This is a genomic window from Wohlfahrtiimonas sp. XWW7 (genome assembly GCF_056716055.1).
Map to the genome: position 1 here is coordinate 609,852 of NZ_CP168032.1, position 23,331 is coordinate 633,182.

Sequence of the window (23,331 nt, forward strand, 5' to 3'; positions counted from 1 at the left end):
GCTCCTTTTAAAGAGTGCGTTCCACTTGAACACGCTCATAAACTTCGATTTGATCGCCTACTTTAACATCATTGTAGTTCTTAACGCCAATACCACATTCCATACCGCTACGAACTTCTGAAACGTCATCTTTAAAGCGACGCAATGATTCTAAAGCACCTTCGTAGATTACAATATTATCACGCAATACACGAATTGGATTATTACGCTTGATCAAGCCTTCAGTTACCATACAGCCTGCAATCGCACCAATCTTCGGAGATCTAAATACATCACGAACTTCCGCAACGCCAATGATGGATTCTTTGAATTCAGGTGCCAACTTACCAATCAATGCAGTTTTAATTTCATCGATCACATCATAAATGATGCTGTAGTAATGTAATGCTAAACCTTCATCTTCAATGATTTTCTTCGCTGAGTTATCTGCACGAACGTTAAAGCCGATCACAATCGCTTCAGAAGCAACCGCTAAGTTTGCATCTGATTCGTTGATACCGCCAACACCGCTTGAAACAACTTTTACAGAAACTTCATCTGTTGACAACTCTTCCAATGCATTAATCAATGCTTCTACAGAACCTTGAACGTCTGCTTTCAATACAACATTCACAACATTCATAGAACCTTCATTGATATTAGCAAATAAGTTCTCTAACTTAGATTTCTGCTGTCTTGCCAATTTCACTTCACGGAATTTACCTTGGCGGAACAGTGCAATTTCACGCGCTTTACGTTCATCAGCAACAACCGTAACTTCATCACCTGCATTTGGTACGCCAGATAAACCTAACACTTCAACTGGGATAGATGGACCTGCTTCAGGTACTTGTTCGCCTTTTTCATTGATCAAAGCACGTACTTTACCATATTCAAAACCTGCTAAAACAACATCACCTTTCTTCAGCAAACCTGATTGAACCAGAACTGTTGCAACTGCACCACGTCCACGATCCAAACGAGATTCAACAACCGCACCACGCGCAGGACCTTCACCAACCGCTGTTAATTCTAAAACTTCAGCTTGTACTAAAATTTGATCCAATAGATGATCAACGCCTTCACCTGATTTTGATGAAACAAATGCGAATAAATTCTCACCGCCCCAATCTTCAGAAATAATGCCTTGTTGTGACAATTCAGACATAATGCGATCACGATCAGCAGTTGGCTTATCGATTTTAGTAACAGCAACGATAATAGGAACGCCCGCCGCTCTCGCATGTTGAATTGCTTCAATTGTTTGTGGCATTACACCATCATCTGATGCAACAACCAATACCACGATATCCGTAACTTTTGCACCACGTGCACGCATTGCAGTAAATGCGCTATGTCCAGGTGTATCTAAGAATGTAATCACGCCTTTTGGTGTTGTTACGTGATAAGCACCAATGTGCTGAGTAATACCACCAGCTTCACCTTGTACAACGTGAGCCTTACGCAAGTAATCCAATAATGAAGTCTTACCATGGTCAACGTGACCCATGATTGTAACAACAGGTGGACGAGTCACAGGAACTAAATCACTTTCGTTGAAACCTTTCATCAATTCATCTTCAAGAACATTCTCACTCACAACTTTGTAAGTATGACCCATTTCTTCCACAACAATTGCTGCAGTATCTTGATCCAATACTTGGTTGATTGTGACCATTGAACCCATTTTCATCAATGTTTTGATCACTTCAGCAGCTTTCACTGACATCTTATGTGCCAAGTCTGCAACTGTCACCGTTTCACCTAAGATGACTTCACTTTTCTGTGGTGCAACAGGCTTTGTAAAACCATGCTTGCCTTGCTGTGGTGTTGCTTTACGCTTTTTACCACCACGGCGGCTACTGCCTTCTTCATCATAATCAGCAAAGTTTGCACGACCTTTTTCTTTACCACGCTTGCCCGCTGATTTTTTACCATCTTCACGCAAATCATCTAGATCACGAGCACCTGTTTTACGCGGCGCTTTACGTTCTGTTGATACAACAGGTTCTGCAGGAGCCACTGTTGCAGGTTTTTCTCTTTTATCACCCGCATTATTAGATGGACGTCTGTCATCTTTTTTAGCTGAGCGATTATCACTGCGTGAATCATTATTTCTAGGTTTTTGATTAGACTTCTGTTGATTACCAGAAGGCTTTTTCTTAGGTTTTTCTTCAGTCTTATCAGTATTATTAAAACTAATTTGAACCTTAGAAACTGTACTTTCACTTGCCATTCTTGCTGCATCCGCAATTTTCTGAATTTCTTCGTGTTGTTTACGCTCTTCTTGCTGTTTACGACGCTCAATAACCTCTTGAGCTGCACGTTCTTCAGCTTCAGCACGTGCTTTAGCAACGCGTAAACGCTCTTGCTGAGCTTTATCAGGACCATTATCTTTTTTAGCAGGTGCTTTAGTTTTTACTTCTTGGGCAACTGTTTTTTCAATAGTGATCTCTGGCTCAACTTTAACTGTTTTTTCTACAACTTCAGGTGCTTCCGTAGATGCTTCTACTTCAACATCCATATCTTCCATTGCATTATTATCTAAATCTGATTCAACAGGAGATGTTTCACGTTTTACATACGTTCTTTTCTTACGCACTTCAACGGATACAGTTTTTGTTTGGCCAGGCGCACTTGAAACTTTCAACTCAGTATGAGTTTTGCGTTTCAATGTGATTTTGCTTGGTGCCTTGTCTTCATTCTTGTCTGTCATATTTTCACCCCCTATTCAAACCAACTTTTTCTTGCTGTCATGATGTATTGGCTTGCACGTTCTTCGTCCATTGACGCCATCTCTGATAATTCATCCGCTGCTAATTCAGCTAAATCATCTAGAGAACTTACACCTTGTTTAGCAAGTTTATAGGCGAGGATATGATCACCTTCCAACAATTGAATCAAATCAGCACTTGGTGCTTTATCGCCTAGCTCTTGTTTTAATGTTGCATATGATTCTAATGCAGTTTTCGCTGCATCACGAAGTGCTTCAACAATCTCTTCGTCAAACTCTTCAATCTCTAACATTTCCGCAATTGGAACGTACGCAACTTCTTCTAATGATGAGAAACCTTCACGAACTAAGATTTCTGCAACTTCTTCATCCACACCTAACTCATCAACAAATAAGTTACTAATGCGAGATGATTCTTTATTTTGTTTGTTTTCAGCTTCTTCAGAACTCATAACGTTCAACACCCAGCCTGTTAACTCAGATGCTAAACGCACGTTTTGACCATTACGGCCAATCGCCTGAGATAATTTTTCTTGCTCAACTGCAATATCCATCATATGGCGATCTTCATCTACAACGATAGAAACAACTTCAGCAGGGCTCATTGCATTAATCACGAATTGAATTGGATTATCATCCCAAAGAATGATATCTACACGCTCACCATTTAATTCTTTAGTGATGTTTTGTACGCGAGAACCACGCATACCAACACATGCACCAACAGGATCTATGCGCTGATCAAATGATTTCACTGCAATTTTCGCACGACTACCTGGATCACGGCTTGCATTCAAAATTTCGATGCTACCTTGGCTAATTTCAGGCACTTCAATCTCAAATAGAGCTTTAATCAATTTAGGCGTTGTACGAGATAAAATGATCTGTGGACCGCGAATATCTTGTGCAATATCTTCTAGAATCGCACGAACTTGATCACCCATTTTTAACATTTCACGTGGGATCATATTTTCTTTAGGCAATAAAGCTTCTACATTTTCACCTAAATCTACATAGATATTGCCACGTTCAACTTTTTTGATCGTACCACGTACCAATTGTCCCAATTTTTGGCTATATAATTCAGCCATTTGATTGCGCTCAGCTTCGCGGATTTTTTGATAAATGATCTGCTTTGCAGTTTGTGCACCAATACGAGCAAAAGGAATGTTATCCACTTCCTCTTCAACCGTTGCACCCACTTCGATCTCAGGATCATCCAACTGTGCTGCGGATAATGAAATTTGTTTTGTTGCCATTTGCTCTTCTGAAGGCAAATCATCTGGTACAACTTTCCATTGACGGAAAGTTTTATAATGACCTGTTCTTTGATCAATTTGAATGCGCAAATCAACTTCTACAGGATAAGAACGCTTTGCAGCCGCAGCCAATGCTAATTCCAATGCTTCAAAAATAATTCCGCGAGAAACGCCTTTTTCATTGGATACTGTTTCTGCAACTGTCATCACTTCTTTATTATTCATAGCTCTATTCTCTTATAAATCAATCATTTTTTTGAAAAGTTAGGGGAAAGATTCACTTTATCTAGCATGCTGTAATCAACAGTTAATTCTTCACCTTCTGTTGTTTCAGCTTGTCTTGCAGCTTTACCTTTTTTTCCTGTAATTTTTGAGATAAAAAATGTTAGGTTCTCACCTTCAATTTTACTCAGCACCGCTTTAAATCGACGACGATTATTCACAACACTGATCAATTGGACATCCATCTCTGAGCCTATATATTGCATCATTTGTTCGATAGAAAAGAATGAGCGATCTAAGCCAGGAGAGGAAACTTCTAATGTGTAAGCTGTACTGATTGGATCATTAACATCTAAAAGACCTTCAACTTGATGACTCACTTGAGCACAATCATCAACGGTTACGCCAGCCTCTTTATCGATGAATATACGCAAAAGAGCATTCACAGAGTTTGCATGAAACTCAACGCCCCACAAAGTATAACCCATCGCTGTAATGGATGGTTCAAGTAATTCAGTTAATCCAAAAGGATCTTTGCGCATAACAACACCTCCAAAATGATCAGCAACGAAAAAGCCCACTTTTTTCAAGTGGGCTTCATTATAATTGGTTGCGGGAGCCGGATTTGAACCAACGACCTTCGGGTTATGAGCCCGACGAGCTACCAGACTGCTCCATCCCGCGTCTGTGAAGTTAAGTACTATACATGATTTTTTTATTAATGCAAATTTTAATTCACTAAAAAGCACATATCCCCTAATTTTATTGATTTTGAATCGTAGAATCCATTAATTGAGGCCCCATAAAATTCTCTTCAAATAATTCTATTCTTGGGCCAACAAATGCACTTTCTCCATTATCAACAGATATTTCTAAACTTTCAGCACTCTTTTCTAATGCTTTAATCACAGCCACACCAGATGTATCAGCCATAGAAACGCGCTTAACTGGTGCTTCTTTCTCACTTAACCACTCATGAAAACGCTTTTCTAATTCAGCACCGTGCTCTGCATAAAAGGCATAATCTAATAATATTCCGCCCTGCAAATTCTTTGGATTATTCGTAATATAATCAATTGAATTAGGTGAAACTAAACGCCAAGACTGCTTAATTGTCGGGCCATAGTATTGGTGATTAGCAAACTTCAGCTGTTGATCTGGTTGCGTTGCATATGAAACAAATGCGTAAGCTATATCTTTTTGTTTCGATGCTTTCAATATGCCGTAGTATTTCATCTCATACAATACTTGCTGCCGTGAAACACCTATAGTATCTACACCATCCTGAGACAACATAGCACCATCTGGCGCAATAGACATAGAAACAATACCCTGCTCTAACCAGAGTTTCAAATTATTAATATCATTCCACCAAATAATTTCATCATAAATAAGATCTAATTTATTTAATGCGCGCTCTTGCCCTTCTTTGGTTGCTAATAATGGATAAATATAACTTGGCTGAACACCATCCGCCAACAATACAGCCTCAAACAAGTACTTAGCTTGCTTTGGTAATGCTCTTTTTCCAGGAAAGCGATTAAAATCAAAAAAATCGACCCAATGACTCGGTGCAACACCATATTTATGGATCAAAGCATAGTTTAAAGTCATGCCTTGAACACTAAATCCCACGCCACACTTTTGAATTGCACCATTGGTTAAAAGATCTTTATGGGGAAAATTATCATAATCTAAAACTTCCAACTGGCCATTAGGCTTACATTCTTGCTCTAAAATTTCACGCCCAACCACAACCACATCCCAATAATCTGGTATTTGTTTAGATAAATAACTTTGACCATTGGGTAAATTGTTCTCACTAATAGAAACAAGTCCTTGATACGAAAAAGGATATAAAACTGTCGCTGGTAACTCTTGATAACTCATTTGATCATAACTAACACTCAATGCTGCTATGCTGGTCATTGGCATTAATGCAACCAATGTCATACCTAAAACCACTTTAGACAATTTTATATTTCTTCTCATTCTGCCTGCCATACAATCTCAAGATCACCATCAATAAACCCAACTGCAATTGCATCTGAATCACAAAGAGCATCTGACAATTCATTATCAACATCAATCAATGCTTCTAAGCTCTCAGCAATAGCATCATGAATATCTTCCCAATCACCATCAAATTTCTCTTTTGGAATAATAAACAGTTCTTCACCTGAATCCCAGTTGATATCCTCTGTCCAAGACTCATCACTCTCATCATAAGCGGTTGTCCCTGTAATATCTACTAGATAAGCATCATCTTCTTCATAAATATTAAAGACAAATGCATTCGTTTCATCAGGTATTTCCACTAAAACATCAGAAACCCAATCAGAAAACGGCTGTAGTATTTGGAGTTGATCCATGATTTACCTCATTTAAGGATGTTGAAGAAGCCCAGAAAGCTGCTGACCACATAATAAAACATCTTGAATATTCACTTCGCCTTGTTCCACTAATTTCAAAAATTCACGTGTTTTGCTAGCCAATAAATTCTGTTCATACGTCATAGCAGAACTATTTAGCTCATAAACAAAATGATGAAGATCTCTCAAGATAACACTATTTTCTTCAGTCTCACATGATGCATGACAATGATTCAGCGTATCCAATAATGACATCAAAGCATGATCTTTTTCACTAAAAGATTGAATGTACTGTTCAACTAATGCTTCGGGAATTTTTGGGGTCATATCCTGTTTTTACGATTACTTAAACTTCGCATTTTACCTCAGATTAACCGCGAAGGAAAAGATTCATTACACAGACTTCTATCAAGTAAAAAAGTTTAATATCTTAAACTTCTATAAAATTTACATTTCGCAATCGGTTTACAAAAGTTAACCATATTGAGCTTCGTAAAATATCCGATTTATTCTAATTTTCCCACTTTTCTGGATAAACCTGTGGATAACTTTGATCATAATATTGGCGACAATTTGTTTAAAAAAACTAGGAGAAATTATCCAAAATTAAAAGCCCCTCATACATACATAGTTATCAACAAGTAATAATACATATAACCTATTAATATTAAATAAAAATATAACATATCTGTGAATAAAGGGCATGACTTATCATCATCTATTTTATATATAAATATAAATTTAAAAACTGAAGATAAGCAGATGAAAAATAGAATAAATAATAAGACTATGTGAATAAGACTGTGGATAACATTATTTAAAAATCTATGAATAACGAGTGTATAAATATGACTATTTTTTATGAATATTTTATGGCTATACTTCTACAGATTTTATTCACAATCAAAAAGATAGCTATGTTTATGAATTTACTATAAATATTTTTACTCATGTGGATAACTTGTCAAACTTATCATCATCCTATATATATAAGAGGTTATTAATATAAAGGAGAAGATGATGTTAAAGAAAGTATTATTAGGAATTGCACTCACAAGTTCTATTGCATTTGCACAAGATACAATCAAAATAGGTATTGAAGGCTCATATCCTCCATTCAGTTATATGAATCCTGATAAATCATTGGGTGGATTTGAACCAGACTTAGCTAAATTGTTCTGTGAACAAGTTGAATTGAAGTGTGAAATAGTACAAGTAGAATTTGATGCTCTGATCCCTTCTTTAAATACAAAGAAAATTGATGCGATTTTAGCATCTATGTCAATCACTGATCAGCGCAAGCAAGCCATTAATTTTACTCAAAAATATTATCAAACACCTGCTAAATTCGTTGCAGCAAAAGGTGAGTATAAAGAGATTAATCCAGATATTTTAAAAGGCAAATCCATTGGTGTTCAAAGTGGAACTATTCATGAAACTTACGCTAACAATGAGTTTACGAAGTATGCAGATGTCAGAAGTTATCGTAATTTAGATGAAGCAATTTTTGATCTAGATTCGGGTCGTATTGATTTAGTGTTCGCAGATAGCGTTCCATTGGATGACGGATACTTGCGTAAAGGTTATGATAAGACTTTGGAATTTGTTGGTGGTGATTACAACGATCCAAAAGTATTTGGTGATGGTATTGGTGTTGGTTTGCGTAAAGGTGACGATGCTTTGATGGAAAAATTCAATGAAGCTATTTTGAAATCACGCGCAGATGGTAGTTATCAAAAAGTTGCAGACCAATATTTCTCTATTGACGTTTATGGTGCGGAATAATGGAAATAATTTTAGCAAGTAATAATGCTGGAAAGATCCGTGAGTTCAATGAGCTATTTGCTTCATTGGACATAACGGTACGACCACAAAGTGATTTCAATGTCGAAGATGCTGATGAATGTGGTTTAAGTTTCATTGAAAATGCAATTATTAAAGCAAGACATGCGGCTAAAAAAAGTGGCTTACCTGCAATAGCTGATGATTCAGGAATTGTTGTACCTTATTTAAAAGGTGCACCTGGTATTCACTCAGCACGTTATAGCCCTGTGAAAGAGGAAAAAGCTAACAATCAATTATTGCTTAAAAATTTAGAAGGTGTAGAAAATAAAGACCGTGCTGCATTCTTTATTTCAGTTTTGGCTTTTGTGCGTTATGCAGAAGATCCTACACCATTGATTGCTGAAGGCCGTATTTATGGCAGAATTTTGACAGAAGAGAGAGGATCTCAAGGCTTTGGCTATGATCCAATCTTTTTAATTGATGGATTAGATAAAAGCATGGCTGAGCTTGAATTATCTGAAAAAAATCAGATTTCTCATCGAGCTAAAGCCTTAGCTAATATGCGTGATCAGTTGAAATTTGTGGTTCGTAAGCCAGCTTCAAGCGAATAGGATTATGATCAGAAGCCGAAATGTCATACGTTTTGGCTTCTTTTATTTGCAGATTACGAATAAAAATATGATCCAAAATTTTACCCATGACTTTAGTTCTCTGATCGATAGGGTAGTCGATTTCTTTTAGATTCAATTCTCGAATCAATCGTTTGACATAAACATAGCGTGATTTTTTCCAAGTATTAAAATCTCCACCTAATATGATTGGGCCTGAATGTTTTTGTAGAATTTCAGAAATAGTGCGAAGTTGCCGTACAAAATCCTTTAAGCCGAGTGAGAAATTAACAGCGTGGAAGTTTGCTACCATTAATTGTTGTTGATTAGATAGTGCATATGTGGAAATTAATCCTGATTTCGGAAAGCGAATCCAAGGTTCTGAATATTTTTGTGCGGTATAACTCAACGGTGCAGTTTTACTAATCGTCATGACACCATTAGCATGGTAACCATCTTTAAAAGCAACAACATGAATGGCTTTAAATTGATTGCTTTCAATCATCGACATTAAGGTTTCACTTTCACGAGCTTCCTGAAGGAGAACAATATCTGCTTTGCCTAACATATAAGATAATTCAGGAATGGAATTTTCTAATTTTTGTTTATAGATATTCCAAGAATATAAAACAATATGATTAGCATCTAAAGTTGTCGTTTGAGGCTGCTCTATGCAATATTGTTGCGTATCTTTATTAAAATGATATTTTTGAGAGATGCCGTAAATATTAACGTGATTAACTTTGAAGTGTGAGTATTTATAACGAATTTTATGGAGAATATCTTTAAATATCATTGAATGCCACTTTAAATATATTGGAATAACTATAATGGTTATGATAACTTAATTCGTTATATTTTAGGCAATAAAAAACCCTGCGTTAACAGGGTCTTCTATTTGTATGGTGCCGGCACACGGAATCGAACTGTGGACCTACTGATTACAAGTCAGTTGCTCTACCAGCTGAGCTATACCGGCTTTGTTTTTCTTCGTTGTTGCTGTGAAGAGGTTTGCATTATAGGGATGAAGGTATTCCTTGTCAAATATATTTATAAAAAAATATGTTTAATTATTGATCAGTACTGCTTTTGTGTCGTTCAAGGGCTGAAAAAACAGATTCTTTAGGTTTTTTATGATGAAAATGAGCATGTAAAATAGACTGATCTAATGGGTCGAAATTACCTTTAATAGATTGTTTTTCCAATAAATAATGAATAGATGGGTGAATAAAATAAGCATTTGATAAATGAAAAGCATCGTTTTGCCATTTTTTCTGGATATCACTAATTTTTTCTGTCATTTTTTTTGAAATAGGCAGTAATAATATTGCTGCATGTAAGCCTGTTGTTTTATCTCTATGTGATCCTAAATGAATCCACTTGAATTGGCACTGCTGCCAAAACTTTAATAAAGCTTCTGTTAAGCCAAAACTTGTGGATAAAAAATCATAATCAAGATATTGGGCATATTGCTTAAGTCGTTTAAGCATCTGCTTTGCAATGCCTTGTGTGCGATGATGATGATCCACTGCAATGCGAGAAATGCGTAAACTTTTTAAAGTCATCAATTCAGGATAATAACTATGTGCTGCCAATGTCTGTACCACTAGATTGCCTTTAGGACGGCGATAACCATTGAAAACATCTTGTGAGAGTTCTGGTGATAATTCCCCTTCATGAATGGCCCAAATACCACCAATGATTTCGTGATTTTGAATTGTGATCATAAATATTTGATTGGGTGAATCCAATAATCTACGAATGTCTTGTGCATTGGTTTGGTAATGGTGTTGATTCATGAATTGATAGAAAGCATGCACTAAAGCGTGGTTGCTTTGAAATTCATGTAGATTTTCATGAGAATAAAGATGAATACCATCCTTCATATTGATCTTATTATAATTTTGAAAGCTAATATATTCACAAAACTGGGATAAAGTATCATTACTCTCAAAGCGTTGGCATTCAGATAAGGTTAAAGCTGAATCGATCAGGATAATATCATTGAGTTTGTTCTCTAACCCTTTACCAGTGCCTTCATAATTTTCTATGGATGATATTAGTAATATATTTTCAGCCAATTTGGAAAGCTTTTCTAAATGTGCAAGAGGCATTTGAGCAGCTTCTTCAATAATGAGCCATTTCTGAGGGATATGTATCTCATGATTTAGAAACAGATAATCGGGCGCTTTAAAATTAAGTTTAATATTTTGATAACTTTGAAGAGCAGTTTGATTGGGGGCTGTAATGATGTAATCATCATTCAATGATCGAATGAATTCAGCAATTACGAAAGACTTCCCCGTGCCACGTGGTGCAAATAGTGTTGTGATACCTTTTTGCTGTTTTTGTAGGGAATGTAAGACAGCTATTTGCCCATGATTCAGATGATTGCACTGATTTTGGATAGTTGTTGGCGTTATAGATTGTTCTATATTCCATGGTTCACTGAATGTTTGAAGTCCTTTAGCTAAGTAATCTTGAAAATTTGGCGTTGGTATCACTTCAGTGTGGAATCTTGAGCTTTGCTCATCAATATTTTTTTGTTGCCAAATTAAAATAAAAGAGCCGTCATCTTGGATCGTATTAGCTGCACAGAGAAAATAATCTAAAGGGAAGCCTTGTCTGCAATCCAACACAATACAGTTTAATGTATGGCCCAATAAACCTTTAGCATGATGTAATGGTTGAGCTGCAAATAGGGAATAATCAGGAGATAAAACGATCAAATCAGCGCATTGGTGATGTAATTGTATGAGTGCTTGATTGATAATTTCTGTATTTGTTTCTGATAGAAGGAATAACTTTCTCACAAGCTTTCTCCAACAGCAGATAAAAGAAAACCTTCTAGGTATCTAGAAGGTTTCTAAAAAATGGTGGGTCATGAAGGATTCGAACCTTCGACCAATTGGTTAAAAGCCAACTGCTCTACCAACTGAGCTAATGACCCGTTAACTTGGTGTTCTAACGGAAAAAGAAAAGCATCTAGACTACTAGATGCCTCTATAAATTTGGTGGGTCATGAAGGATTCGAACCTTCGACCAATTGGTTAAAAGCCAACTGCTCTACCAACTGAGCTAATGACCCGGAAGAGGTTTGCTATTATAGGGAAAAAAACAGGTACGTCAAACTTTTTTTTCAAAAAAAATATAAAAAAATATTTATATCCATAAATCAATGATATATAAATTACGTTTTCAGATGATTTTCGGTCATAATATCAAACTGTATTAGTGAAGAGGCGCTTTGATATGTCTGAAATTGTAAAAAAAATAGTCATTATTGGTACTGGCGGGACGATTGCAGGCAATGCTGCGAATGAAAAAGAGTTGGTAAATTATTCAGCAGGTGAGAAAAAAGCTGCGGAATTATTACTTGGAATTCCTGTGCCTGACAATATTGAAATTGAAACCATAGAGCTTTGCCAAATTGATAGTAAAGATATGACTTTTGCCATTTTGAAAAAAATGGCAGTGATTTTAAATGATTTGATGGATCGTGATGATGTTGCAGGTATTGTGATCACACATGGTACAGATACATTAGAAGAAACAGGTGTTTTCTTAAATTGTACAGTTGTTCCTAATAAACCCATTGTATTAACAGCATCGATGCGCCCATCTACAGCACTGAGTGCAGATGGCCCATTGAATTTATTGGACAGCATAATGCTAGCATCCAGCGATTATGTGGGTATTTTTGCATTGCTCAACAATACGATATATTTAGCTGATGAAGTTGTAAAATCCCATACATTGAAAGTGGATGGGTTTTATGCGGGCGATTTTGGTGCAATTGGGCATGTCTATAACTCTAAAGTAGAGTTATTTAGGAATGTTAAACATTCACAAAAAATGAATGTTAATTTGGATGTATTGCCAGATGTTGATCAAAACTATCCTTGGGTAGAAATTATTTACAGTGATATTTCTGCCAGTGAAAAACTCATTTCATTACTTGTGGATAATGGTGTAAATGGTTTGATCATTAATGGTACAGGGAATGGTACAGTGCATCAAAATATATTGAATGCATTAACAATGGCTGATAGAACTGTTCCTGCAATGGTGGCAACACGTGTACCAACAGGTAAAATCATGAATGACCAATATGGTTTAATGATATCGCCATATTCCCATGCCGCTAAGGCGCGTATTTGGTTAACCTTATGGTTATTAAATTCACATGAATAAGAGATTGACAAGATGAAAAAGATACTATTAATTATTGGATTAGCATTATTTGTACAAGCCTGTGGACAAAAAGGTCCACTTTATTTACCTGATGCGAATCAGCAATCACAACATCAACCAACGGAGCGTTAAATGTCCAGCATTACATCTCATATTGAAAATGTAGCGGTTTCAGACTTAGTTAATAGATATGGCACACCTTTGTATGTCTATTCCAAAAACAATATTGAGAAGGCATTTAAACAGTATAAACAGGCGTTTGGTGATAAAGAGCATTTGATTTGCTATGCAGTTAAAGCCAATAGCAATTTATCTGTGATTGCATTGTTGGCTAAATTGGGTGCGGGCTTTGACATTGTTTCACGTGGTGAACTATTGCGTGTATTGAAAGCTGGTGGTGATGCGAATAAAGTGATTTTTTCTGGTGTTGGTAAAACTCGTGAGGATCTTCGCTTTGCCTTAGAAACAGGAATTCATTGCTTCAATGTGGAATCTGAAGCAGAGATTTATATGCTCAATGAAGAAGCAGAAAAATTAGGCAAGAAAGCACCCGTATCATTCCGCGTGAATCCTGATGTGGATGCAAAAACACATCCTTATATCTCTACAGGTTTGCGTGAAAACAAATTTGGTATTCCTTATGATGAAGCGGTTCGTATTTATAAAGCTGCACATGCTTTGAGTCATATTGAAATCAAAGGCATTGATTGTCATATTGGCTCACAATTAACAGAATTGGCACCTTATTGTGATGCAGTGGATCGTATGTTGAAGTTGATTGACGAATTATCGGCCAATGGTATTCAACTATCTCATTTTGATATGGGCGGCGGCGTTGGCATTGATTACCAAGGTGAAGAGCTTATTAATTTGCAAGATTTAGTGGATATGATCTATGAAAAATTGGGTGATCGTAAACTAAGTATTGCCATGGAGCCTGGCCGTTCAATCGTAGGTGATTCAGGTTATTTGTTAACAGAAGTGATTTTAACCAAAGAAAATGAAGGCAAACATTTTGCGGTTGTGGATGCGGCTATGAATGATTTAATTCGTCCTGCATTGTATGAATCTTGGATGCGCATTGAGCAAACGAAAGAGAGCAGCGCAAAAGTTGAAAATTATGACATCGTTGGTCCAATCTGTGAAACAGGTGATTTCCTAGGTAAGGACCGTGAATTAGCTTTAGAATCTGGAGATGTTATTGCAATTAAACAAGCGGGTGCATATGGTTTTGTGATGAGTTCGAACTATAATACTCGTGGGCGTGCTGCGGAAGTATTAGTGGATAATGATCAATCTTACTTGATTCGTGAGCGTGAACGCCTAGAAGATCTGTTTGCCAATGAAAAAGTAGTGAGTTTTGATGAAAAATAAAATTTCCGATTATGATTACCATTTACCTGAATCATTAATCGCGCAGTTTCCAAAAGAAGATCGTGAATCATCCCGTTTATTGGTTGCCAAAGGCGACATTATGGAAGATAAAGTCTTTAAAGACATTATTGATTATATTGAGCCAGGCGATCTATTGGTGATCAATAATACGCGCGTTTTGCCTGCGCGTGTGTTTGCTCACAAAGAAACGGGCGGGGCAGTGGAGATTTTAGTTGAGCGTTTACTCACAGAAACTTCGTTTTTAGCACAAACACGTGCAAGTAAATCACCTAAAGTTGGGCAGGTTGTTTATGTAGAGAATGAACCTGTATTCAAAATGATCGAGCGCGATGATGCTTTCTTTATCTATGAAACGGTGGATGGTTCACCTGTATTTCCAATTTTGGAAAGAATGGGCCATATGCCATTGCCGCCATATATCACACGCAATGACAGTGATTTTGATAAAGAGCGTTATCAAACAGTCTTTAATAAGGAAAAAGGTGCAGTTGCCGCACCAACAGCAGGTTTGCATTTCACAAAAGCTTTAATGAAGGCGATTGAAGAGAAAGGAGCTTCATTCACTGAAGTGACTTTACATGTGGGTGCTGGCACATTTAAACCTGTGCGTGAAGAAGATTTAGACAAACATGTGATGCATAAAGAGTGGATTTCTGTTTCACGTGAAACGGTTGATAAAATTAAAGAAACTAAAGCAAATGGTAAAAAAGTGATCGCTGTAGGCACGACGGTTTGTCGTTCATTAGAAACAGCAGCATTGGATGGTGAATTGAAGCCATTTGAAGGTGATACAAATATTTTTATTAAACCAGGTTTTGAGTTTCATGTGATCGATGCGCTGATCACAAACTTTCATTTACCTAAATCAACACTATTAGTGCTTGTTTCTATGTTTATGGGTTATGATCGCATCCAAAATATCTATCATCATGCTGTAGAAAATGAATATAGATTCTTCAGCTATGGTGATGCGATGTTATTAATGCCTTGATTTATATTGACATCAAAAAGTTAATATATGTTTTGAAAGAAAATTGATGAAGATTAAATTTTTGTTTTGAAAATTTACAAAATTAAATATCTCTTGTGGTAAATGATGGTGAAGCTGTAGTACTATGTTAGACCTCGCCCATATATGAAATATTTCAATATATTTCATTGGGTTATTTTATAAAGGAGAGGTTTATGGTGTTTCAAAACCAAAATTTGAAACAAAAAGAAACAGAAATAACAAATTCATCAACAATTAATGACAGTATAGATTGGTATACATTTATAGGCGTTATAGCCATGATATTAGCGGTAACTTTACCGCTTTTATTTTTTCCAGAAGCAGGTGCTCGCTGGGTTGCTGAGGTTAAAACACTTGTTACACAAAAACTCGGTGTATTTTATTTAGGAATAGGCGTTGTATCAGTCATTTTTGTCATTTACATCGCATGTTCAGACATTGGCAATATTAAAGCAGGTAAGCCAGAAGATGATATTGAATTTAAAACGACATCGTGGGCTGCTATGCTATTTTGTGCTGGTATTGGTGCCAGTATTTTGTATTGGGGAATGATCGAATGGGCATATTATTATCAATCGCCGCCATTTGGATTAGAAGCAGCATCTCCCGATGCTATTAAGTGGGCGGCAACTTATGGCATTTTCCATTGGGGTCCTGTTGCGTGGGCAATCTACTTAGTACCAGCTATTCCCATCGCTTATTTTTATCATGTACGCAATAAACCCATTTTAAAAGTAAGCCAATCACTCGCACCATTATTGGGTGATAAAATTGCTTCCAGTCGTTGGGGCAGAACGATAGATATCTTCTTTATTTTCGGTATGATCGGCGGTGGTGCGACGACTTTAGGTTTGGCATCCCCTATGATCACGAATGGCTTAAATCAGTTATTTGGTTTGCCAATCAATATTTGGATGCAGTTAATCGTTTTATTATTAACAACAGCAATTTTTGCTTATAGTGCATTCCAAGGCATGAAAAATGGCATTCAATTGCTCTCTAACATTAACTTCTATCTAGCACTAGTATTTTTAGGCTTTGTATTGTTAGTTGGCCCAACAGGTTTCATGTTAAATGTAGGCTTGGAAAGTTTGGGGAGATCGTTAAGTCATAGTATTGAGATGATGACTAATATTGGTGCCTTTAATCAATTTACTGATTATGGGTTTGAGCCTTCAACATTTGCACAAGATTGGACAGTATTTTATTGGGCTTGGTGGTTAGTGTTCGCACCAACAATTGGTTTATTTATTGCGCGCATTTCTAAAGGCCGTACAATTCGTCAAATTGTTGTTGGTTCTATCTTCTTTGGTAGTTTGGGCTGTGCGATGTACTTCATTATTTTGGGTAACTATGGTTTATATCTACAGTTAACTAATGAATTGGATGTTGTGAGTATTTTGAATGATCAAAGCGCATCTGCGGCAATTTTTGCAATTTTACAAACATTACCAATGGGCACTGTTGTTGTTGCAGTGTTTACAGTGCTTGCTGTTATTTTTACCGCAACGACTTTTGATTCTATCTCTTATATTTTGGCATCTGTTGTACAAAAAGAAGTGGATGGCGAGCCAAAACGTTGGAATCGTTTATTCTGGGCATTTGCTTTATGTTTCATGCCAGCGGTATTAATGTTCTTTGGTGACTTGAATACGTTACAAACGGCATCGATCTTTGCGGGTGCACCGCTCATTATCATAATGGCAATGATGATGGCTTCGATCATTAAAGCGGCTAAATTCGATTTATGGTTCCAGCCTGATTATGAAAAGCCAACCATTCATATTGAAGAGATTCCTGAAAATTCTCCATGGGAAGAAGGTGAAACTTCAAATCCACCAGAAGGATCAGTCTTACATCAAGAAGCTGAATATGAATTGATTCGTCAGCAGAATGAAACTAATGATGAAGAGGCAACAGAAAAGAAGCCTGAATTGTAAATAATCAGTTGAATAAATAATAGAAGCTCAATGATTTTGTTCATTGAGCTTTTTTATTTGTAATGTTTCACGTGAAATCATTGCCATCACAAGATTTTTATCGCAGATTTTATATAAGATGTATGATAACTTGATGTTCTATAATTATTTTATGGTAATGGAAATCAACATGTATTTAGAAGAATTACAAAAATTATTCAAAGAACAATCAGTCAATTTACCAAATCATGTTCAACATAGAATTTATCGTACATTAAGCTGGTTAAATCAAGCAGATGATATAGAAAACAGGGATAAAAAATTTCCTGATTTGGATTCACAATTCATCAGCTTGTGGATCGCTTTCAATGCGATTTATGCTCGTAAAGATTGGAATGATGATAAAGAGCGCTTTAAGGCTTTCATCAAAGTCATTAATGATAAAGAGAGCGAAAAATTGAATAAAATTTTATGGGAAATCTACTCATCTAAAATCAATGTATTCTTGAAAAATAAATATGTATTTCGCCAGTTTTGGGATTTTCACAATAGTGATGGTATTGATGCTAAAAATTGGAGTTTGGCATTTGAAGATGATAATTTACGCGCTCAACAATGCTTAAAATCAAAAAACTCAGAAGAACTGTTATTGATTTTATTTGATCGTATTTATACCTTGCGCAATCAAATTTTCCACGGTGGCTCTACATTTAATAGCAGTGTTAATCGCCTACAATTATCCACTGCTTGTGGATTACTCAAAGATTTAGTGCCTGTGTTTGCTTTGGTAGTTTTGAATAATCCGAATGACGAAAACTGGGGGCATCCTTTTTATCCTGTGATTGAGGATTAATATATTGTTTACATAAAAAAGCTCGGCATGTTAAATATGCCGAGCTTTTTGTTATGAATAAAAATTAATCATTATGTTTCACGTGGAACGTTAAATCATCTTGAATTAATACATCATCTTTTGGTTTGAAATCACCATTCAAGAATGCTTTCGCTAATGGATTTTCCAAATGGATTTGGATTGCACGTTTCAATGGACGCGCACCAAATACAGGATCATATCCAACTTCTCCCAATTCATCTAAAGCACCATCTGTAATTGCTAAATGAATGTCTTGATCCGCTAAACGCTTAATGACGCGATCCACTTGTAACTTAGCAATCTGACGAATATTGTCTTTATCCAATGGATGGAATACAACGATATCATCAATACGATTGATAAATTCAGGGCGGAAATGCTGGCCCACAACATCCATCACAGAAGCTTTGATCGCCTCATATTGATCTTTTGCATCCAAACCTGTTAATGCATGAGTTTGCTCTTGAATGATGCTTGAGCCTAAGTTTGACGTCATTACAATTACAGTATTTTTGAAATCAACAGTACGGCCTTGTCCATCTGTTAAGCGACCATCATCCAATACTTGTAACAAAATGTTGAATACATCAGGATGCGCTTTTTCAACTTCATCCAATAGAATCACAGAATAAGGACGACGACGAACAGCTTCTGTTAAATAACCGCCTTCTTCATAACCCACATAACCTGGAGGCGCACCAATTAAACGAGCCACAGAATGTTTTTCCATAAACTCGGACATATCGATACGAATCATTGCAGCTTCAGAATCAAACAAGAAGTTAGCCAATGCTTTGGTTAATTCCGTTTTACCAACACCTGTTGGTCCTAAGAATAAAAATGAACCAATGGGTCGATTAGGATCAGATAAACCAGCACGAGAACGGCGAACCGCATCTGCAACAGCTGTAATTGCTTCTTTTTGGCCAATCACTTGGTTGCCGATGAATTGTTCCATGTGAAGCAATTTTTCACGTTCGCCTTCTAGCATTCTTGTCACAGGAATGCCTGTCCATTTAGATACAATTTCTGCAATCTCTTCAGAAGTTACATTCGTGCGCACTAATTGGTTACGAGTTTCCGTACTATCTTCATTCGCTTGAGCTTCTTTCAATTGTGCTTCTAATTCTGGAATTTTACCGTATTGCAGCTCACTCATTTTTGCTAAATCGCCAGAGCGTTTGGCAACTTCCATTTCATTGCGGGCTTTTTCTAAATCTTCTTTCAAAGATGTCGCACCTTGCATCACGCTTTTTTCTTTTTTCCAAATTTCTTCTAAAGATTCATATTCTTGAGATAAATCCGCAATTTCTTGCTCGAGAATTTCTAAGCGTTTTTTAGAAGCTTCATCTTTCTCTTTTTTAATGGCTTCGCGTTCAATTTTTAATTGAATCAAACGGCGATCTAACTTATCCATCTCTTCAGGTTTAGAATCAATTTCCATGCGAACCAAGCTTGCTGCTTCATCGATTAAGTCGATGGCTTTATCAGGCAATTGACGATCTGTAATGTAGCGATTCGATAAAGTTGCTGCTGCCACAATTGCAGGATCTGTAATTTCAACACCATGATGGATTTCATAGCGCTCTTTCAAACCACGTAAAATTGCAATCGTATCTTCAACTGTTGGTTCATCCACTAGAACACGTTGAAAACGGCGCTCTAATGCAGGATCTTTTTCAATGTATTGACGATATTCATCCAAAGTTGTTGCGCCGATACAATGCAACTCTCCGCGAGATAATGCGGGTTTCAACATATTGCCAGCATCCATAGCACCATCGCCTTTACCTGCGCCAACCATCGTATGGATTTCATCGATGAATAGAATGATTTGGCCATCATGTTTGCCGAGCTCATTCAAGACAGCTTTTAAACGCTCTTCAAACTCACCACGGAATTTAGCGCCCGCAATTAATGCGCCCATATCCAATGATAAGACAGATTTATTTTTCAATCCTTCAGGTACTTCACCATTGATAATGCGCTGCGCTAAACCTTCAATGATTGCAGTTTTACCAACGCCAGGTTCACCAATTAACACAGGATTATTTTTAGTACGGCGTGATAAAACCTGAATACAACGGCGGATTTCATCATCACGGCCAATGACAGGATCTAATTTGCCTTCTTCCGCGCGTTTAGTTAAATCTACAGTATATTTAGATAACGCTTGGCGATTTTCTTCTGAATTTGCATCATTCACAGATTCTCCGCCACGTAAATTATCGATAACATTGGATAATGTCTCTTTCTTTAAGCCCGCTTCTTTTAAAATATCCGCAAGTTTCCCCTTTTCTTCTAAAATACCGATTAAGAATATTTCGGATGAAATGAATTGATCACCACGTGCATTGGCAGATTTTTCTGCGGCGATTAAAGTGCGTTGAAAATCTTTACTCACTTGAAAGTCGTTTGTGCCTTCCACTTGAGGATATTTTTTCACCAAGTTATCCACATCTTCTGTGAGGCGATTTACATTCACTCGGCATTGACGTAATAACGGTAAAATGGAACCATCTTTTTGGCGTAACATTGCCAATAAAACATGTGCAGGTTCTAAGAATTGATTGTTGTGTTCAATCGCAATGCTCTGCGCTTCTGCAAAAGCAGTGGATAAGGTTGTTGTAAATTTTTCTGAACTCATATTGAGATCTCCTTATGATTTTTAATTTTAATATTTAACGAAATCATAATGGGATCATTTAATTTTATTTCAAGAGTTACCCACAAAGTTATCCACAGGTTTTTAATATTTAAAGCACAATATTAGCAGAAGCACCGACAGCACGCGCTTTTGCCAATGCATCTTCAATGCTTAAAAATTGTGTATCATCAGGACAATCACGCGCGATAATTTGACCTTCTTTGAACATGAGCAATTCATTTTGTGCCAATTGCGTCCAATGTTCATTGCAAGTTAATGGCAGTGTTGCAATGACAGCCACTCTATCATTGGGTGTTGTGACGGCAGCAAAATCAATATTGACATCATCATCTAAAAGTTTTGCTTCGCCAAAAGGCGCTTTACGCACAATGTAATGCAATAAAGTATTGGCGTGGGCAATCATCCAATCACCATTGGTTAAGGTGAAGTTAAAAATACCCGCAGTTCTAATTTTTTCCGTCAGCAGTTTAATTTCATGAAACAGAATTTCATCATTAGGCTTTTGATCATATTTTTGGCGTAAATTTTCTAAGATATAACAAAAAGTCTGCTCTGAATCTGTAATGCCAACAGGACGATAATATTGCTGTTGGCTATCGGCAAATAATATTTCAGGTGATTGTAAATGGCCATTGTGTGCAAATAACCAATATTCTCCCCATAATTCACGCATGAATGGATGAGTATTGGCTAAGGAAACTTGGCCATGCGTTGCTTTACGGATATGGGCGATGACATTTTTGGATTTGATCTGATAACTTTTAATGAGATCCGCCACGGGAGATGATGCGCTTGGGCGATCATCTTGATAAATGCGAACCCCTTTGCCTTCAAAAAATGCAATGCCAAAACCATCCACATGAACATCTGTCACACCGCCGCGTCGACGAAATCCTTCAAATGAAAATAGAATGTCTGTGGGCGTATTACAATTCATTCCTAATAGTTGGCACATTTTTTGGCTCCCATAAAAAAACCCTGATAAATCAGGGTTTAATTATACAGAAAGATACGTTTTAATTCTTATTCACACTTTGGTGAGATCAACAGCTTAAAACTCATTTTTCTTATTATATTTTAAAAGTAGTTGAATCTATTAAAGACCACGGCAAACAGTAGTTTGTAAACCTTTGTCGCCTTCTTTAGCTTCGAATTCTACCTTTTGACCTTCCGCTAAAGTACGGAAGCCATCGCCTTGGATAGTTGAGAAATGTACGAATACATCTGGTGAACCATCTTCAGGAGTAATAAAACCAAAGCCTTTAGACTCATTGAACCACTTTACAGTTCCGATACGCATATGTTAAAACCTCAAACAAAGAGTGACTAAATTCTTAGTCGTTTTTAAACCACTTACCGATAAATTCGATAAGTATCTTCATGACTTATGAAGACGTTAAATACATTACGTGGTATTTAATCTATTTGCAAGAATTTTGATCAAATAAAGCCTAAATAATCAAGATTAATTCGGATTATTAATTAATTATTATTTCTTAAATATATAAACCATTGATATAAGGTAATAAAAATTGAGCCGCCGATAATATTGCCCAATGTGACAGGGATTAAGTTATTGAGTAAAAAGTTTTGCCAAGTTAATGTAGCTTGTAATGTTTCTATGTTAGTCAGTGTTGTGAGCATCTCAGGTGTTGCCAACATCAATGAATAAATGCCCGCTGGAACCATAAACATATTGGCAACACTATGTTCAAAATCTGCCGCAATGAATAAGCCAACAGGGAATAGCACAGCGACCATTTTATCTGTTAAAGATTGCGCGCTAAAACTCATCCAAACAGCTAGGCAAACCATAATGTTGCATAAAATGCCCAAACCGACAGCTTCTATAAATGTATGGGCTAATTTATGTTCTGATGTAGTAATGTAATAGAGGCCAATTTTACCGCCATAATCGAAAGGATGGCCACTTATAATAATTAAGCCAACCAAAATTAATGCACCAATGAAGTTGCCGAAATAGACAATGCTCCAATTGCTCAGCATTTTTTTTAAGGTGATTTGTTTGCTGGCAACGGACATCACTGTCATCGTGGTTGATGTAAAAAGATCCGCACCCAAAACAATGGTTAATAGTAAGCCCAAACTGAAGACTAAACCGCCCACAATTTTTCCTGCACCCTGAACATTGGCTATGACACAATAGACAAAGCCAAGACCTATAAATACGCCTGCCATAATTGCGAGCAAAAAAGCTGTATGATTAGGTTTTTTGGCTTTTGCAGTCATTATATTTAACGCTTTTTCTGCCACTACTTTATAATTATTCATGTGAAACTTTCTCAAGCA

Annotated in this window: 20 protein-coding genes and 4 tRNA genes; 8 read left to right on the forward strand and 16 right to left on the reverse strand. The window is 36.6% G+C overall.

The genetic code is table 11. The features are described from left to right. Positions 1 to 7 precede the first annotated feature (7 nt). The 7 genes from infB to ACA100_RS03040 form a co-directional block, all read right to left on the reverse strand. Entirely contained in the window at positions 8 to 2,695 is a 2,688-nt protein-coding gene (gene infB, locus ACA100_RS03010; protein WP_481078530.1) for a translation initiation factor IF-2, read from the reverse strand. 11 nt (positions 2,696 to 2,706) lie between these two features. Next, entirely contained in the window at positions 2,707 to 4,197 is a 1,491-nt protein-coding gene (nusA, locus tag ACA100_RS03015) for a transcription termination factor NusA (protein WP_481078531.1), read from the reverse strand. 23 nt (positions 4,198 to 4,220) lie between these two features. Further along, a complete protein-coding gene (locus ACA100_RS03020) occupies positions 4,221 to 4,736 on the reverse strand; it encodes a ribosome maturation factor RimP (protein ID WP_481078532.1) in 516 nt (171 codons plus the stop codon). Between the two features lie 65 nt (positions 4,737 to 4,801). Then, a tRNA-Met gene (locus tag ACA100_RS03025) sits at positions 4,802 to 4,878 on the reverse strand. A gap of 78 nt (positions 4,879 to 4,956) precedes the next feature. After that, complete coding sequence (locus ACA100_RS03030) at positions 4,957 to 6,186, reverse strand: extracellular solute-binding protein (RefSeq protein ID WP_481078533.1); 1,230 nt, start codon at positions 6,184 to 6,186, stop codon at positions 4,957 to 4,959. After that, the gene (locus tag ACA100_RS03035) at positions 6,183 to 6,566 is read right to left on the reverse strand and encodes a hypothetical protein (RefSeq protein ID WP_481078534.1); all 384 of its coding nucleotides are present in this window, start codon (positions 6,564 to 6,566) and stop codon (positions 6,183 to 6,185) included. Before ACA100_RS03035 ends, ACA100_RS03030 begins: the two co-directional genes overlap by 4 nt. Before the next feature lie 12 nt (positions 6,567 to 6,578). After that, positions 6,579 to 6,893 (reverse strand): hypothetical protein, encoded by a 315-nt coding sequence (locus ACA100_RS03040; protein WP_481078535.1) that lies wholly within the window; start codon positions 6,891 to 6,893, stop codon positions 6,579 to 6,581. A gap of 693 nt (positions 6,894 to 7,586) precedes the next feature. Here ACA100_RS03040 and ACA100_RS03045 point away from each other — a divergent pair. Next, a complete protein-coding gene (locus ACA100_RS03045; protein WP_481078536.1) occupies positions 7,587 to 8,351 on the forward strand; it encodes a transporter substrate-binding domain-containing protein in 765 nt (254 codons plus the stop codon). After that, the gene (gene rdgB, locus ACA100_RS03050) at positions 8,351 to 8,962 is read left to right on the forward strand and encodes an RdgB/HAM1 family non-canonical purine NTP pyrophosphatase (RefSeq protein WP_481078537.1); all 612 of its coding nucleotides are present in this window, start codon (positions 8,351 to 8,353) and stop codon (positions 8,960 to 8,962) included. The genes ACA100_RS03045 and rdgB overlap by 1 nt, the downstream gene beginning before the upstream one ends. On the opposite strand, the gene ACA100_RS03055 is transcribed toward rdgB, so the two are convergent. The 5 genes from ACA100_RS03055 to ACA100_RS03075 form a co-directional block, all read right to left on the reverse strand. Continuing rightward, positions 8,907 to 9,755: an endonuclease/exonuclease/phosphatase family protein gene (locus ACA100_RS03055; RefSeq protein ID WP_481078538.1), complete on the reverse strand. Its 849-nt coding sequence runs from the start codon at positions 9,753 to 9,755 to the stop codon at positions 8,907 to 8,909. The genes rdgB and ACA100_RS03055 overlap by 56 nt on opposite strands. A 107-nt stretch (positions 9,756 to 9,862) precedes the next feature. After that, positions 9,863 to 9,938, reverse strand: a tRNA-Thr gene (locus ACA100_RS03060). A 91-nt stretch (positions 9,939 to 10,029) separates the two neighbouring features. Next, positions 10,030 to 11,772 carry a tRNA(Met) cytidine acetyltransferase TmcA domain-containing protein gene (locus tag ACA100_RS03065; protein WP_481078539.1) on the reverse strand — a complete coding sequence of 581 codons (1,743 nt, stop codon included), beginning with the start codon at positions 11,770 to 11,772 and terminating at the stop codon, positions 10,030 to 10,032. Between the two features lie 61 nt (positions 11,773 to 11,833). Further along, positions 11,834 to 11,909, reverse strand: a tRNA-Lys gene (locus ACA100_RS03070). 62 nt (positions 11,910 to 11,971) lie between these two features. Then, a tRNA-Lys gene (locus tag ACA100_RS03075) sits at positions 11,972 to 12,047 on the reverse strand. Between the two features lie 164 nt (positions 12,048 to 12,211). Between ACA100_RS03075 and ACA100_RS03080 the strand changes: the two genes are divergently transcribed. From ACA100_RS03080 to ACA100_RS03105, 6 genes are all read left to right on the forward strand, one after another. Then, a complete protein-coding gene (locus ACA100_RS03080) occupies positions 12,212 to 13,153 on the forward strand; it encodes an asparaginase (protein ID WP_481078540.1) in 942 nt (313 codons plus the stop codon). A gap of 12 nt (positions 13,154 to 13,165) precedes the next feature. Then, a complete protein-coding gene (gene lptM, locus ACA100_RS03085; protein WP_481078541.1) occupies positions 13,166 to 13,285 on the forward strand; it encodes an LPS translocon maturation chaperone LptM in 120 nt (39 codons plus the stop codon). Further along, positions 13,286 to 14,527, forward strand: coding sequence for a diaminopimelate decarboxylase (gene lysA, locus ACA100_RS03090; RefSeq protein WP_481078542.1), 1,242 nt, complete (start codon positions 13,286 to 13,288; stop codon positions 14,525 to 14,527). It abuts the gene before it with no gap. Next, entirely contained in the window at positions 14,517 to 15,539 is a 1,023-nt protein-coding gene (queA, locus tag ACA100_RS03095; RefSeq protein ID WP_481078543.1) for a tRNA preQ1(34) S-adenosylmethionine ribosyltransferase-isomerase QueA, read from the forward strand. The genes lysA and queA overlap by 11 nt, the downstream gene beginning before the upstream one ends. A 194-nt stretch (positions 15,540 to 15,733) precedes the next feature. Continuing rightward, positions 15,734 to 17,500 (forward strand): BCCT family transporter, encoded by a 1,767-nt coding sequence (locus tag ACA100_RS03100; protein WP_481078544.1) that lies wholly within the window; start codon positions 15,734 to 15,736, stop codon positions 17,498 to 17,500. A 169-nt stretch (positions 17,501 to 17,669) separates the two neighbouring features. Continuing rightward, a complete protein-coding gene (locus tag ACA100_RS03105; RefSeq protein WP_481078545.1) occupies positions 17,670 to 18,332 on the forward strand; it encodes a hypothetical protein in 663 nt (220 codons plus the stop codon). A 64-nt stretch (positions 18,333 to 18,396) separates the two neighbouring features. On the opposite strand, the gene clpB is transcribed toward ACA100_RS03105, so the two are convergent. The 4 genes from clpB to focA form a co-directional block, all read right to left on the reverse strand. After that, a complete protein-coding gene (clpB, locus tag ACA100_RS03110; protein WP_481078546.1) occupies positions 18,397 to 21,000 on the reverse strand; it encodes an ATP-dependent chaperone ClpB in 2,604 nt (867 codons plus the stop codon). Positions 21,001 to 21,109: 109 nt separating this feature from the next. Further along, the gene (locus tag ACA100_RS03115) at positions 21,110 to 21,976 is read right to left on the reverse strand and encodes a class II glutamine amidotransferase (protein WP_481078547.1); all 867 of its coding nucleotides are present in this window, start codon (positions 21,974 to 21,976) and stop codon (positions 21,110 to 21,112) included. Positions 21,977 to 22,117: 141 nt separating this feature from the next. Next, complete coding sequence (locus ACA100_RS03120; RefSeq protein ID WP_008316013.1) at positions 22,118 to 22,321, reverse strand: cold-shock protein; 204 nt, start codon at positions 22,319 to 22,321, stop codon at positions 22,118 to 22,120. A gap of 182 nt (positions 22,322 to 22,503) precedes the next feature. Beyond that, entirely contained in the window at positions 22,504 to 23,313 is an 810-nt protein-coding gene (gene focA, locus ACA100_RS03125; RefSeq protein ID WP_481078548.1) for a formate transporter FocA, read from the reverse strand. Positions 23,314 to 23,331: the final 18 nt, after the last annotated feature.

What these genes read in the sequence shown, in the direction of transcription:
- infB (WP_481078530.1), bottom strand. Translation starts at nt 2,695, where the DNA reads ATGACAGACAAGAATGAAGACAAGGCACCAAGCAAAATCACATTGAAA.
- nusA (WP_481078531.1), bottom strand. Translation starts at nt 4,197, where the DNA reads ATGAATAATAAAGAAGTGATGACAGTTGCAGAAACAGTATCCAATGAA.
- ACA100_RS03020 (WP_481078532.1), bottom strand. Translation starts at nt 4,736, where the DNA reads ATGCGCAAAGATCCTTTTGGATTAACTGAATTACTTGAACCATCCATT.
- ACA100_RS03030 (WP_481078533.1), bottom strand. Translation starts at nt 6,186, where the DNA reads ATGAGAAGAAATATAAAATTGTCTAAAGTGGTTTTAGGTATGACATTG.
- ACA100_RS03035 (WP_481078534.1), bottom strand. Translation starts at nt 6,566, where the DNA reads ATGGATCAACTCCAAATACTACAGCCGTTTTCTGATTGGGTTTCTGAT.
- ACA100_RS03040 (WP_481078535.1), bottom strand. Translation starts at nt 6,893, where the DNA reads ATGACCCCAAAAATTCCCGAAGCATTAGTTGAACAGTACATTCAATCT.
- ACA100_RS03045 (WP_481078536.1), top strand. Translation starts at nt 7,587, where the DNA reads ATGTTAAAGAAAGTATTATTAGGAATTGCACTCACAAGTTCTATTGCA.
- rdgB (WP_481078537.1), top strand. Translation starts at nt 8,351, where the DNA reads ATGGAAATAATTTTAGCAAGTAATAATGCTGGAAAGATCCGTGAGTTC.
- ACA100_RS03055 (WP_481078538.1), bottom strand. Translation starts at nt 9,755, where the DNA reads ATGATATTTAAAGATATTCTCCATAAAATTCGTTATAAATACTCACAC.
- ACA100_RS03080 (WP_481078540.1), top strand. Translation starts at nt 12,212, where the DNA reads ATGTCTGAAATTGTAAAAAAAATAGTCATTATTGGTACTGGCGGGACG.
- lptM (WP_481078541.1), top strand. Translation starts at nt 13,166, where the DNA reads ATGAAAAAGATACTATTAATTATTGGATTAGCATTATTTGTACAAGCC.
- lysA (WP_481078542.1), top strand. Translation starts at nt 13,286, where the DNA reads ATGTCCAGCATTACATCTCATATTGAAAATGTAGCGGTTTCAGACTTA.
- queA (WP_481078543.1), top strand. Translation starts at nt 14,517, where the DNA reads ATGAAAAATAAAATTTCCGATTATGATTACCATTTACCTGAATCATTA.
- ACA100_RS03100 (WP_481078544.1), top strand. Translation starts at nt 15,734, where the DNA reads ATGGTGTTTCAAAACCAAAATTTGAAACAAAAAGAAACAGAAATAACA.
- ACA100_RS03105 (WP_481078545.1), top strand. Translation starts at nt 17,670, where the DNA reads ATGTATTTAGAAGAATTACAAAAATTATTCAAAGAACAATCAGTCAAT.
- clpB (WP_481078546.1), bottom strand. Translation starts at nt 21,000, where the DNA reads ATGAGTTCAGAAAAATTTACAACAACCTTATCCACTGCTTTTGCAGAA.
- ACA100_RS03115 (WP_481078547.1), bottom strand. Translation starts at nt 21,976, where the DNA reads ATGTGCCAACTATTAGGAATGAATTGTAATACGCCCACAGACATTCTA.
- ACA100_RS03120 (WP_008316013.1), bottom strand. Translation starts at nt 22,321, where the DNA reads ATGCGTATCGGAACTGTAAAGTGGTTCAATGAGTCTAAAGGCTTTGGT.
- focA (WP_481078548.1), bottom strand. Translation starts at nt 23,313, where the DNA reads ATGAATAATTATAAAGTAGTGGCAGAAAAAGCGTTAAATATAATGACT.